Genomic DNA, 13,088 nt, shown 5'->3' with positions numbered 1-13,088 from the left:
CTTTCGTTTTTAATTTTGTTTAATTTAATCCGATTTTAATTAATATATACTATATTATCTTAACATTTTATTACCACTTTTAAAAATAGTTTTATGTTTTATAAACTAAAAGTAACATAACAAATAAATCATCTTGCTAAGGTTAATCCTTGAACGGTTTTAGCCCCATTATCAATCAATAATTTACCTGCATGTCGCATTGTAGTTCCTGTAGTATAAATATCATCAACTATAATAATATTTTTATTAAAAATATTATTTTTCATTGAATGATTTAACTTAAATGGTTGCTTTGTACTAATTCTATCTTTACGATTCAAATGCGATTGTGTTTGCTTATCTTCATTAACCAATAAAGCATTTAGATATTCAACATTTTCTAAGAATCCTTCTACTTGGTTAAAGCCTCTTTGCTTAAATGTTTTATCACTAACAGGAACTGGGATAATTATCATATCAGAATTTAAATATTGTTCAAAATATTTACAAAACATTTTTCTTAATCGATAATCACCATTAAATTTATATTTTTGCATATAATCTTTCATTACATCATTGTATTGAAAAAAAGAATGGTTAATTAAAGAATCTCCTATTTTTTGCCATCTTAAACAATCAGAACATTTATTTGAATTAAATGTTCCACTTCTTCCACAAATATGACAACATAAATCATTATTAATGGCTTTAAATAAATTCAAACATTCATTACATAAAGATTGTTCTTGATAGCTTTTAAAACTAAGAATGAAAGATAATGTTAATTCATTGTTTATATTTTTGTTACACCACAAGCACTTATTTTTCATAATAACTTCTGTCCTAGTTTATTCATATATTTGATTTGTTTAACTGCCTTTTTTATAGTTTTTGTATAATAGTTTATTAAAAATGTAACTTCACCAAAAGGACGATCATTTTTTCTCCCTACTCTTCCTGCAATTTGAACTAAAGCAGAAGTTGAAAAAATATTATCTTCAGCGCCCAAAACAATTACATCAATTCCAGGAAAGGTAACCCCTCGCTCCAAAATAGTGGTAGTAATCAAAAATAATACCTTTTCATCACGCATCTTTTGTACTTTTTCTATTCGTTTATCATCAGTTGAATGAACAGTTTCCCATAGTTTATGATTAAATTTTATTTTTAGTAAATCAGACAAAGGCCCTAAATCCTTAACTCGTGGAACAAATAATAAAAATCTCTGATTACTGTTTATTTTATTATTAATTAAATTTAAAAGTTTAAATGGTAGTTTTTGTTTATTAATCCTTAAACGCCAATTTCCTATTAATTTATTATTAATTTCGGGTAATAGATGTTGGTGAAAACGTAATGGTAAGTAACTAATATTTAATTCATTATATTTAACTAATTTGATTAAATCTTCGGATGGGGTTGCAGTTAGATATAATAAACTAGAATTAATCTTACATGCATTTTGAGCTGCAAAATGTAACCCTGCATCTGATACATATGGAAATGAATCTACTTCATCAATAATTAGCACATCAAAAGCACGATAGAATCTCAGTAATTGATGGGTTGTACATACTGTAATTTGAGTATATCGGTATTCTTCATCTTGACGTCCATGTAATAAAATCATATCAGTATTTTTCAAAGCAGCCTGAATTCTCGGAAATAACTCGTTACAAACATCAACTCTTGGTGAAGCAATACAAATACGTTTATTTTGTTTAATGGCTTCTGCAATCCCTTTAAATAACATTTCAGTTTTTCCAGCACCAGTGACCGCCCATAATAGGTGTTTCTTGTTTTGGTTGAAAACTTTAATAATGTCTCTAGAACAGTCGTTTTGTAAATTGGTTAATTGACCTTTCCATGTTAATATCGGGTTTGATCTTTTAAAATTATTAGGTTCATCTAGGTAACATAATTGTTTTTTGAAAGTTACTCTACCTAGATTTATACAGATTGGACAATAATAATTGTCATTGGGTAATTCAGCATTTATTTTATTGCTATCTTGTCCACATCGTTTACAATGAATATGGTTATTATGAACTTCAATTGGAAAATATCTTTTTATTAAACTAGATTTCAATAATTTAGAATCAATCATTGTTTCATCAATTTGTCTTCCATATAGTTCCACTAAATTTTTAATCATACTTAATAAATACGCAAAAATAAAAAATTAATATAAGAGGTTCTTTAAAAATGCAAAAAAACTATTTAACAATAAAAACAAAAGGATCAAATGAAGTTGATATAAAAAAATCAAGATTCATTTGTAATATTGCAAGAGTTCAAAATGAAGAAGAAGCAAATAATTTTATTGAAAGTATCAAGTTAGAAAATAAAAAGGCCACCCATAATTGTTATGCATACGTAATTGGACAAGATGATCATATTCAACGTGCTAGTGATAACGGAGAACCATCTGGAACCGCTGGTGTTCCTATTTTAGATGCAATTAAAATGATTGGCATTCATAATACGGTTGCTGTTGTTACAAGATATTTTGGTGGAATTAAACTAGGTGCGGGTGGATTGATTCGCGCTTATAGTAATGCAACCACTAAGGCAATTGAAAGTGTTGGGGTAATTGAAAAAGTTTTACAAACTGAAATTACAATTAATGTGGATTATAAATTGTTTAATCAATTGCAATATCACTTAAATGAAAACGATATTAATATTATTGATACCCAATATACTGATAAAGTTTCCGTCATTGTAGCTGTCGACAATCATTATATTGAAAATTTTAAACAAGATATCGTTAATTTATTAAATAATCGCGTTAATATGGTTGACGGTGATGAAAAATATTTTGAATTAGATTTTAATCCGTATAAAAATAACAAAAAAGATTGATTCTTAATTAAATAGAATCAATCTTTTTTTAGTGATTGCTTTTACTTGTATTTTCTTTTACGATTTTCTTAATTGCGTTTAACAATGGTTGCCTACCTTTACCAGCTAAATCAATAGATTCCACAAATAATTCAAGTCCCAATAGCGTAGCAATTGTAAGTAGAATAGAACCCCACATTGTTGAAATTGGATATAGCAATGAAATAAATGAAAAGATTAAAGCAATTCCATAAATAACTAAAACCGTTTGACGATGAGTTAAACCAATTTGCATTAAACGATGGTGTAAATGCTTTTTATCGGCATGTGAAATAGCTTGTTTATTTAATAACCTTCTTAAAATAGCATAAATAGTATCAGTAATTGGCACCCCTAAAATAATAACTGGGATGATTACGGTAATAAAGGTAGCATTTTTTAAACCATTCAAAGAGAATATAGAAATCATAAAGCCAATAAATAGTGATCCCGTATCTCCCAAATAAATTCTTGCAGGAAAAAAGTTATATGGTAAGAATCCCAAACAAGATGCAACTAGTGCAAATATCATAATAGATACATATGTATTACCTACGTTTAAGAAAAACATCCCTGTAATTCCCATGGTAGTTAGTGCAATTGCCGATACTCCAGTGGCTAATCCATCAAGCCCATCAATTAAATTAACAGCATTCGTAATGGCTAAAATCCAAATCCAAGTAATTGGTAAACTAAACCAACCTAGACCAAAAGTTCCGATAAATGGTAAGGTTACTGTGTTCATCTGAACGCTACCTAAGAAGAAAACTACTATGGATGCCAAACTTATGCCCAAAACTTTTTGACGAGGTTTAAGGACCCATATATCATCGATAACACCAGTTAATATTATTATCGCTTCACCAGCAAGCATTCCATATAGCTGATGTGTTGGCATCTGTTTTCTTAACAAAATAGTTGTCGAAAATGTATATGATGCAAAGATTGCTAAGCCACCCAAAGTGGGCATAGGAATTTTATTCATTCTTCGTTTATTTGGATCATCAATAGCTCCCCATCTAAAAGCTAATTTCCTAATAAATGGAGTTAGAATAGCTGAAATTATTAAAGTCGCAAATAAGCAAACGATTATTTCAAGTTTTAACATTAATCGTTTTCCTTTCAATTAAATTTATATTAACTAAATTATACAAATATGCACAATCAAAAACAAGTTTGATAAACAAAAAAGGATTCCAAAAGGAATCCTTTTTTCTATATTATATTAAATGACTACATCATACCGCCCATACCTGGTTGTGGTGTATTATTACCACCATCATTTTCGCTAGGCATATCAGCGACTACTGCTTCTGTAGTTAATAACAATGCAGAAACCGAGGCAGCATTTTGTAATGCTGATCTAGATACTTTAGTTGGATCAACGACTCCAGCCTTAATCATATCTTCATATTTACCAGTTGCGGCGTTATATCCTACACCTTTATCTTTATCCTTTAAGTGTTCAACAACAACTGAACCATCAACACCAGCATTATGAGCAATTTGTCTTACTGGGGCTTCTAATGCACTTAAAACAATGTTAACACCAGTTTGTTCATCACCATCAGCTTCAATAGAACTAATATCTCTTAGAACATTGATAAATGCAGTTCCACCACCAGGAACAAAACCTTCTTCAACCGCAGCTCTAGTGGAATTTAGAGCATCTTCAATTCTGTATTTACGTTCTTTTAATTCAGTTTCAGTAGCAGCTCCTACACGAATTACTGCAACTCCACCAGCTAATTTAGCTAAACGTTCTCTTAATTTATCACGGTCAAATTCAGATGTAGTAGTATCCATTTGATTTTTAATTTCAGTAACACGTTTGGCAATTTGATCTTTATCACCAGAACCTTGAACAATAGTTGTATTGTCCTTAGTAACATTTACTTTATTTGATTGACCTAATTGATCGATTTTAACATCTTTTAAATTAATACCCAAGTCATCAGTTAGAAGTGTTGCACCAGTTAAAGTAGCAATATCTTGTAGTTGATCTTTTCTACGATCACCAAAGCCAGGAGCTTTAACGGCAACAACGTTAAATGTTCCACGCATCTTGTTTAATACAAGTGTTGGCAAAGCTTCACCACCAATATCATCAGCAATAATCAATAATGAACGACCTTGTTCAACAACTGCTTGTAATACTGGTAAGATTTCTTGAATATTATTAATCTTTTTATCAGTTACCAAAATATATGGATTATCTAAATCAGCTTCCATTTTTTCGTTATCAGTAACCATATATTGAGACATGTATCCACGATCAAATTGCATTCCTTCAACAACATCCATAGTAGTGTTAACACCACGAGAATCTTCAACAGTAATAACTCCATCATTACCTACTTTTTCCATAGCATCAGCAATTAGGTTACCCACTTCAGGGTTATCTGCAGAAATTGAAGCAATTTGAGCAATATCATTTTTATTTTTAACTTCATGTGACATGCTATGTAACTTATCTACAGCAACCTTAGTAGCCTTTTCAATTCCACGACGAATGCCAACTGGATTAGCACCAGCAGTAACATTCTTCATTCCTTCATTAACAATTGCTTGAGTTAAAACAGTAGCAGTAGTAGTACCATCACCAGCAATATCATCAGTCTTTGAAGCAACTTCAGAAACTAATTTAGCTCCCATGTTTTCAAAATGATTTTGTAAATCAATTGATTTAGCAATGGTTACACCATCATTAGTAATGTTAGGAGTACCAGCTGATTCTTCCAAAACAACATTACGGCCTTTTGGTCCTAAAGTTGTTTTTACAGTATTGGCTAATTTATCAACACCTCTTAGCATTGAATTTCTAGCATCTTCAGAAAATTTTACTTCTTTAGCCATAAATACTTCACCTCATTAAAATTTTAATAATTCATTTTTTATTAATCAATAATCGCAACAATGTCCTTATCATGCAAAATTAAGTAAGATTCATCATTATAGTCAACTGAAGTTCCGGCATATTTATCAAACAGTACTTTATCTCCAGCTTTAACAGATGGTTCTAATGTTTTGCCACTATCTAGAATACGTCCAGATCCAACAGCAATAACTTTTCCAGTTTGTGGTTTTTCTTTAGCATTATTCGCTAAAACAATGCCACCAACCGTTTTTTCTTCTTCATTTTGTGTTTCAATAACAACACGATCACCTAATGGTTTTAACATTGTTACTATCCCTCCAATTAACATTTAATAATCGTTAGCACTTAATATAAAAGAGTGCTAATTACAATTATTAATATATTATGTTTTATGATTAAATGCAAGAAAGATGCTTAATAAAAAAGTACCTTCATAATTTCTGAAAGTACTTAGAAGTTAGTGTTGAGTTTTAGTTATCATAATGTTCAATAAAGTAAATAAGTGTTTGTAATTCATTTGTTAAATCTACGTTTTGTACTCTGACATTTTTAGGAGCTGACAATCTTTTAGAAGTAAAATTCATAATTCCCTTAGCTCCACCAGCAATTGCTTGATCACAAATTTTTTGAGCCACTCCTGTTGGAACTGTTAAAATAACAACTTCAATTTGTTGTTCACTTAATTGTTTTTCAAGATCATTAACATCATAAACAGGTACACCACTTTGAACAGTATTAATCATATTATCATGAATATCAAAGGCTGCAGAAATTCTTACATTACTATCTTTGTGAAAATTAAAATGCAATAATGCTTGGCCTAAGTTACCTAGTCCTACCAAAGCTGCATTTGTTAAATGATCTTGATTTAAAATCTTTTTAAAGAAATCTAACAAGTCATCAACATCGTATCCATAGCCACGTTTACCAAGGGCACCGAAATAAGAAAGATCTCTTCTAATTGTTGCTGAATCAACTTGAACTGCATCGGCAAAAGTGCTTGAAGAAATACGCTTAACTTTCGCACCATGCAATCCACTAAGATATCGATAATACATAGGCAATCTTTTTGCTGTTGCCCTAGGAATTTTCATGTCCATTGCCTCCTCTTGAGTTTTACACATAACGAACTATAATTTTAACACAAAAGCATTGATTGTGAAATGCTTTTCAATCTTTTATAGTTGTATAATTTTAATAATATATACGTTATGTGCTAAAATGACTAGTATTGTTATATTTATAATCACTTACAGGAGGTGAATAGTTTGATTATTTTACAAGCTAATAAGTTAACAAAACGTTTTGGTGGAGAAGATCTTTTCACAAATGTAAATATGAGCATTCCAGAAAATGGTAAAGTTGGCTTAGTTGGTCGTAACGGTGCTGGTAAATCAACATTAGTAAAAATGATTTTAGGTAAAGAATCAATTGATGAAGGAAACATTACAACTAAAAATGGCTTAACGATTGGATATTTGGCCCAAAATACTGGATTAAAGTCAAAAAGAACTATTATAGAAGAAATGGAATCTGTTTTTAAAGAACTACGTGAACTAGAAAAAAAAATACACGAATATGAACAAAAAATGGCTGATTCTAAAGTCATTGATAGCCCTGAAAAGCTAGCAGAAATTAGTAAAGTATATGATAAATTACAAGCAACCTTTTTAGCCAAAAACGGCTTTGGATATGAAGCAGAGATTAGGTCAGTACTTGCAGGATTTGGTTTTAAAAAAGATTCATATAATAAAAAGATCAATGAATTATCTGGTGGTCAACAAACTCAATTAGCTATGGCTAAATTATTATTAGAAAAAAGAGACTTGTTAATTCTCGATGAACCAACTAATCACATTGACGTTAAAACTATATCTTGGTTAGAAAATTATATTAAAGGATATCCAGGAGCATTACTAATCATTTCACATGATCGCTATTTTATGGATAAAATTGTAAACGAAGTTTATGATTTAAATCATGGACATTTGGATGCATATAAAGGTGATTATTCTTCTTTCGTCAAACAAAAACAGGAAAATTATCAAATTCAACTGAAAAATTTTGAAAAACAACAAAAGAAAATTCATAAAATGGAAGATTTTGTTAAGAAAAATATTGTAAGAGCATCTACAACCAAACGAGCACAAGCTCGTCGTAAACAATTAGAAAAAATGGATCGTATCGATGCCCCTGAAAATGAAGAAAAAGCTGCTAAATTTTCATTTTCACCTTACAAGCAAAGTGGAAATGTAGTTTTAAAAGTTAATGATCTTACAATTGGATATAATAATCAAAAAATAAGTAATAATATAAATTTAGATATTAAAAAGCACCAAGCAGTTGCACTAATTGGACCTAACGGTGTTGGAAAATCTACTTTATTGAAAACTATAATTAAGCAAATACCAAAAATAACTGGAAAAATTAATATTGGTACTGGTGTACAAATTGGTTATTATGATCAGCATCAAGAAAAATTACATTACAAAAAAACTATTTTAGACGAAATATGGGACGAATACCCTACCCAAACTGAACAACATATTAGATCAATTTTAGGCAGCTTTTTATTTTCAGGTAATGATGTTGATAAAGTTGTAAGTACCCTTTCTGGTGGAGAAAAGGCTCGCTTGTTATTAACTAAACTAGCAATGCACCACGATAATTTTCTTATTTTGGATGAACCTACTAATCATCTCGATATTGATAGCCGAGAAGTTTTAGAAAATGCTTTGAATTTATTCGATGGTACTATTCTATTTGTTTCTCATGACCGTTACTTTATTAATAAAATTGCAACTTCAATTATTGAACTAACAAACAGTGGTTCTGAAGAATATTTAGGTAACTATGATTATTATTTTGAGAAAAAAGAAGAACAATTAGCAATTAAACAGCGTGAAGAAGCAAAAGAAGATAATAATGAAGAAAATAATGTTCAATCGGATAATCAAAAACAATTCATAATCAACAAAAATCAACAAAAAAAAGAGCGTAAAATTAAAAGAATCATCGAAAAGGTAGAAACTGATTTAGATAATTTAAATCAAAACAAAATAGAGCTTGAGCAATCAATGGTTAAACCAGAAAATTTACAAAATATCGATAAATTAAATGATTTACAAACAAAATTAGATGGTATCAATAAACAAATTACAGAAAAAGAAAATAAATGGGAAGAATATAGTCTTAAGATTGAATAAAAAAAGGCATTTATCGAATTTACGATAATGCCTTTTTTATTTATCTTCTAATAAATCGAAGTCCAAGCTAGGATCTGCGTTTAAGTTAACACCTGCAAAAATATTCTTTTTAGCTAAAACATAACCTGCTGCACCAATCATCGCAGCATTATCACCACATAATTTTAATGGCACTTTTACCAATTGGGTGTTTGAAACATCATTAATTGCTTTATCTAAAGCAGATCTTAGTCCATGATTAGCAGCCACTCCACCTGCTAATATCAGTTGATGAACCGGATATTTCGCTAATGCTCGCTTAGTTTTATATACTAATACATCAACAACTGCATCTTGAAAACTAGTTGCTAAATCATCCTTATTTAATTTTTCTTTTATTTGATCAGCATGATGCGTTGTATTTAAAAATGCGCTTTTTAATCCACTAAAACTAAAGTCAAAATTATCATCTTTTTCCATAGCACGTGGAAAATCAAAAGTATCTTTACCCTTTGATGCCATTTCATCCACTTTAGGTCCAGCAGGATAATTAATGCCTAAAACTCGACCAACCTTATCATAAGCTTCACCAGCGGCGTCATCCCTTGTTTCACCAATAATTTTAAATTCGCCTTCTTCAGGCATTAAAACTAATTCTGTATGTCCACCAGAAACAACTAACGCTAATGCCGGATATTCAATCTTTTCTACATAACGACCAGCTAAAATATGACCAGCAATATGATTGACTGGGATCAATGGAATATCATGAGCCCAAGCAATTGTTTTAGCAGCAGTAACACCAATTAATAAGGCTCCTACTAATCCAGGACCATAAGTAACTGCAATTGCATCAATATCATCATAAGTTACATTTGCTTCTCTCATTGCATCATCAACACAAATAGTAATTTCTTCAATATGATGACGACTAGCAACTTCTGGTACCACTCCGCCAAAACGTTGATGACTTTTTATTTGTGTAGCAACAATATTTGATAAAATTTTATGGCCATCTTCAATAATAGCCACACTAGTTTCATCACAACTAGATTCAAAAGACATTACTATATGTGGTTTCAAAAAAATACCTTCATTTCTTTATTAAATTCCAAAATTATTAGGAATGGTTTCATACAAATTTAAGTCTAAAACCATATCCAATGCGTCTTCATTGTCATCGTCATAATAATTTTTCTTTAAACCGTTTTTTTTAAATCCCAAATCAGAATATAATCTTTGCGCTCTAACATTACTTAGACGTACTTCTAAAGAAACCGTTTCATATTCTAATTGACGTGCTTTTTGGATAACCTTAGCGATTAAAAAGTAACCTAATCCACGATCTTGAAATTCAGATAAAACAGCAACATTAGATATATGACAATCTTTTTCTTTATCATTCAAGGAACTACCAATAAAAGCAACAAGTTGATCGCGATATCTTACTAATAAATAAAATCGATCATCACGTCGACGTAATTCTGTCTCAAATACATCTGCTGTCCATGGCGTTGCTCCATTATAAACTGATTTTTCTACTTTCATGATATCAGGAATATCTGTAATCATTGCTTTTGCAACATAATATTTATGATCATTGATCTCAACATTATGATTTTTAACTTTTAAGCATTCCCTTTTAAAGGATTTGTTAGTGTTAAGAAAAGTTTTTCGATACCAATTAATCAAATTTTTCAACATATGATGTTTCTTCTTCCTCAGGATTATTTTTCTTCCAATCTGCTTCTGCTTTAGTCAATCGTAAGTAATTAGGTACAAAACTATGGATATCTTTAATTGGAGTTTGTTTTTGCCCGTAAGTACCTAATTTAGCTGCTTGAGGTAAATTAGCAAATTGATCTAACAATTTGAGATTATCACCATAATTTTTGCTAAGTTTATCTAAAAAGTTTGCGGTCTCCCCAATCGCATAAATATTGGAATCAACACTCCCAACTAGTGATAACCACTTATCAAAATCAGTATGTTGATCATTAATAATTGCTTTAGGCATCCCATTTTCAATTTTATATAGTCCTGTAAAAACATTGTTATTTCTGGCATCGAAGATTGGCATAACTAAGCTACCTTCTAGTTGTACATTAAGAGCTAAAGTCAACAAACTAGAAACGCTTACTAAATCAATATCTAAAGTATATGCTAAAGTTTTAGCAGTTGCTGTTGCAATACGAATTCCCGTATAAGAACCAGGGCCATTAGCAACAACCACTCTCTGTAAATCTTTAGGTTTCATTCCAACTTTTTGAAACAATTCGTCAATAATTGGTAATAAATATTCAGCGTGTTTTTGATGAACTGTCGTTGATTCTGTTGCTAAAACACGATCATCGTCTAAAATAGCAACCGTTAATGGTCGATTAGATGTGTCCAAAGCCAATACTTTCATTTAATCTTCGATCCCCTTGATTTTATATTATTTTAAAATTACAAACTAAATTATAACAAAAAAAATAGACATCTCCATAAAAAAATGAAAACGTCTATTAATTTAATCAGTTATTTTGCCAAATGATATCGGCAACTGTGCAGTGCTTATCCCCACTCATAATTTCATGTTTAGTTAAAATATTACCACTTTCTAACTTTTCCATATTGTAATGGCTTTCAATATCAGTACCATACTTAACTTCATTTTCATATCTTAAGTCAAAATGAACAGGTGAATGGGTAGTTAAAAACTCTGAAGGTAATACATTAATCATCCAGTCCATATAATGAGCATTATTGACATGTTTATTTGAATCAATATCAGTATATCTAACACTAAATCGACGATGATTAGAATTATCTAAGTCCACTTTAAGTGGTTTCATTAATTTTGGCACTCTATTTACCTTTTCAGCACCAAATGGAGTAACTATCTCACTAGGAATTGAGGAAATTCTTCTAGCTTCATAATTCATGACTGCCCATAGTCCTGTCATGTGAACTAAAAGATCACCATTTTCATCTTTAATTTTGAATTCACGATAAGCAAAATATTTATTATATGATTTGGATTTGGTAGTTACGGTTATTTCTTCATCCACAGTCGGCATACGATTAATATCAACATTGTATTGAATAACAATCCAAGTAACACCGAATTCTCTAACGAAGTCAGCACCAACTCCAAGATAATCACTGTGATCTTCAGAAGCTAATATAATAACGTCTAACATCATTGCTAAAGTCATTCTTTTAGTAAAATCAGCTTCATAATAAGTAACTCGATGTTTTTCACTATATTCTGTAGGCTCCATAGTTAAACCTCAATTCTTAATTTCATGATATATGTTATAAACTTCTTGCTTTCTAACTTCGTGGATTTTAGCAACTTTTTTAATTGCAGCATTAGGTTTCATATCCTGATTAATAAAATGGTCAACTTGTTCAGAAATAGATAATCCTGATAAAGCATCTTCTTCAACATTATCAGGATTATTATTGCCATCAATAATAATAACAAATTCACCACGTATTTGATTATTACTTGCCCACTCAATTAATTCTTCAATACTTCCACGAGTAAATTCTTCAAATTTTTTAGTTAGTTCACGGCAAAGAACTACTTTTCTATCAACACCCATAACCTTTTTAATATTCTTTAGCGTTTTAAGCAAACGATGGGGTGCTTCATAAATTATTAACGACTCTTTATGATTATTTAAATTTTCTAATTCACTAATTTGGTCACTATATTTTCGTTTTAAAAATCCATAAAAATAAAATGGTTGTGGATTTAATCCAGAAGCTATTAATGCAGTAATTCCAGCATTAGCACCAGGCAATGATACAACACTAATATCATTTTCCACACAAGCAGAAACTAATTCATGTCCTGGATCACTAATTGATGGCATTCCTGCATCACTAACTTGAGCAATTGAAATACCAGAATTTAGTTTTTCAATTAATTCAGGAATACGACGTTCTTTGTTATCTTCTCTAAAGCTAATTTTTTTGCTTTCAATTTCAAAATGATTTAATAACTGTTGTGTATGACTAGGATTTTCAGCTGCAATAATATCAACTGATTTCAATATCTTAATCGCCCTAAATGTCATATCATCCAAGTTCCCAATTGGTGTTGGAACTAAATAAAGTTTACCCTTATCATTGTTTCCAGTAAAACTATGTTGAATATTCAATTTAATCCT

Annotated in this window: 13 protein-coding genes; 2 read left to right on the top strand and 11 right to left on the bottom strand. The window is 30.3% G+C overall.

All coding sequences use genetic code 11. The features are described 5' to 3' along the window. Positions 1-128 precede the first annotated feature (128 nt). A complete protein-coding gene (locus tag C7N71_RS05610; RefSeq protein WP_105988146.1) occupies positions 129-809 on the bottom strand; it encodes a ComF family protein in 681 nt (226 codons plus the stop codon). Beyond that, on the bottom strand, positions 806-2,134 hold the full coding sequence (locus C7N71_RS05605; RefSeq protein ID WP_105988145.1) for a DEAD/DEAH box helicase: 1,329 nt from the start codon (positions 2,132-2,134) through the stop codon (positions 806-808). Before C7N71_RS05605 ends, C7N71_RS05610 begins: the two co-directional genes overlap by 4 nt. Positions 2,135-2,184: 50 nt before the next feature. On the opposite strand from C7N71_RS05605, the gene C7N71_RS05600 reads away from it, so the two are divergent. Then, positions 2,185-2,844, top strand: coding sequence for a YigZ family protein (locus C7N71_RS05600; RefSeq protein WP_105988144.1), 660 nt, complete (start codon positions 2,185-2,187; stop codon positions 2,842-2,844). A gap of 28 nt (positions 2,845-2,872) precedes the next feature. Here C7N71_RS05600 and C7N71_RS05595 read toward each other — a convergent pair whose 3' ends face one another. From C7N71_RS05595 to C7N71_RS05580, 4 genes are all read right to left on the bottom strand, one after another. Continuing rightward, positions 2,873-3,970, bottom strand: coding sequence for a glycosyltransferase family 4 protein (locus C7N71_RS05595; protein WP_105988143.1), 1,098 nt, complete (start codon positions 3,968-3,970; stop codon positions 2,873-2,875). Positions 3,971-4,095: 125 nt separating this feature from the next. Then, positions 4,096-5,718, bottom strand: coding sequence for a chaperonin GroEL (gene groL / locus C7N71_RS05590; RefSeq protein WP_105988142.1), 1,623 nt, complete (start codon positions 5,716-5,718; stop codon positions 4,096-4,098). A 41-nt stretch (positions 5,719-5,759) separates the two neighbouring features. Further along, positions 5,760-6,044, bottom strand: coding sequence for a co-chaperone GroES (groES, locus tag C7N71_RS05585; protein WP_105988141.1), 285 nt, complete (start codon positions 6,042-6,044; stop codon positions 5,760-5,762). A 166-nt stretch (positions 6,045-6,210) separates the two neighbouring features. After that, positions 6,211-6,840: a redox-sensing transcriptional repressor Rex gene (locus C7N71_RS05580; protein WP_105964943.1), complete on the bottom strand. Its 630-nt coding sequence runs from the start codon at positions 6,838-6,840 to the stop codon at positions 6,211-6,213. 168 nt (positions 6,841-7,008) lie between these two features. Here C7N71_RS05580 and C7N71_RS05575 point away from each other — a divergent pair, with 168 nt between their 5' ends. After that, positions 7,009-8,946, top strand: coding sequence for an ABC transporter ATP-binding protein (locus C7N71_RS05575; protein WP_225361889.1), 1,938 nt, complete (start codon positions 7,009-7,011; stop codon positions 8,944-8,946). 36 nt (positions 8,947-8,982) lie between these two features. Here the strand turns inward: C7N71_RS05575 and tsaD are convergent, their stop codons facing one another. The 5 genes from tsaD to rsmI form a co-directional block, all read right to left on the bottom strand. Beyond that, positions 8,983-9,990 (bottom strand): tRNA (adenosine(37)-N6)-threonylcarbamoyltransferase complex transferase subunit TsaD, encoded by a 1,008-nt coding sequence (gene tsaD, locus C7N71_RS05570; RefSeq protein WP_105988293.1) that lies wholly within the window; start codon positions 9,988-9,990, stop codon positions 8,983-8,985. 39 nt (positions 9,991-10,029) lie between these two features. Next, a complete protein-coding gene (rimI, locus tag C7N71_RS05565) occupies positions 10,030-10,629 on the bottom strand; it encodes a ribosomal protein S18-alanine N-acetyltransferase (RefSeq protein ID WP_105988140.1) in 600 nt (199 codons plus the stop codon). Then, complete coding sequence (tsaB, locus tag C7N71_RS05560; RefSeq protein ID WP_105988139.1) at positions 10,610-11,335, bottom strand: tRNA (adenosine(37)-N6)-threonylcarbamoyltransferase complex dimerization subunit type 1 TsaB; 726 nt, start codon at positions 11,333-11,335, stop codon at positions 10,610-10,612. Before tsaB ends, rimI begins: the two co-directional genes overlap by 20 nt. 106 nt (positions 11,336-11,441) lie before the next feature. Then, positions 11,442-12,191 carry an acyl-[acyl-carrier-protein] thioesterase gene (locus C7N71_RS05555; RefSeq protein ID WP_105988138.1) on the bottom strand — a complete coding sequence of 250 codons (750 nt, stop codon included), beginning with the start codon at positions 12,189-12,191 and terminating at the stop codon, positions 11,442-11,444. Between the two features lie 9 nt (positions 12,192-12,200). After that, complete coding sequence (gene rsmI, locus C7N71_RS05550) at positions 12,201-13,085, bottom strand: 16S rRNA (cytidine(1402)-2'-O)-methyltransferase (protein ID WP_105988137.1); 885 nt, start codon at positions 13,083-13,085, stop codon at positions 12,201-12,203. Positions 13,086-13,088: the final 3 nt, after the last annotated feature.

The sequence above is a fragment of the Apilactobacillus timberlakei genome, assembly GCF_002993965.1.
Classification (GTDB): Bacteria; Bacillota; Bacilli; order Lactobacillales; family Lactobacillaceae; genus Apilactobacillus; species Apilactobacillus timberlakei.
Note: the sequence above shows the minus strand (reverse complement) of the source record. Positions and strands in the feature narration are given on the sequence as shown.

Coding starts and splice junctions, on each gene's coding strand:
- C7N71_RS05610 (WP_105988146.1), bottom strand. CDS start 809: ATGAAAAATAAGTGCTTGTGGTGTAACAAAAATATAAACAATGAATTA.
- C7N71_RS05605 (WP_105988145.1), bottom strand. CDS start 2,134: ATGATTAAAAATTTAGTGGAACTATATGGAAGACAAATTGATGAAACA.
- C7N71_RS05600 (WP_105988144.1), top strand. CDS start 2,185: ATGCAAAAAAACTATTTAACAATAAAAACAAAAGGATCAAATGAAGTT.
- C7N71_RS05595 (WP_105988143.1), bottom strand. CDS start 3,970: ATGTTAAAACTTGAAATAATCGTTTGCTTATTTGCGACTTTAATAATT.
- groL (WP_105988142.1), bottom strand. CDS start 5,718: ATGGCTAAAGAAGTAAAATTTTCTGAAGATGCTAGAAATTCAATGCTA.
- groES (WP_105988141.1), bottom strand. CDS start 6,044: ATGTTAAAACCATTAGGTGATCGTGTTGTTATTGAAACACAAAATGAA.
- C7N71_RS05580 (WP_105964943.1), bottom strand. CDS start 6,840: ATGGACATGAAAATTCCTAGGGCAACAGCAAAAAGATTGCCTATGTAT.
- tsaD (WP_105988293.1), bottom strand. CDS start 9,990: ATGTCTTTTGAATCTAGTTGTGATGAAACTAGTGTGGCTATTATTGAA.
- rimI (WP_105988140.1), bottom strand. CDS start 10,629: ATGTTGAAAAATTTGATTAATTGGTATCGAAAAACTTTTCTTAACACT.
- tsaB (WP_105988139.1), bottom strand. CDS start 11,335: ATGAAAGTATTGGCTTTGGACACATCTAATCGACCATTAACGGTTGCT.
- C7N71_RS05555 (WP_105988138.1), bottom strand. CDS start 12,191: ATGGAGCCTACAGAATATAGTGAAAAACATCGAGTTACTTATTATGAA.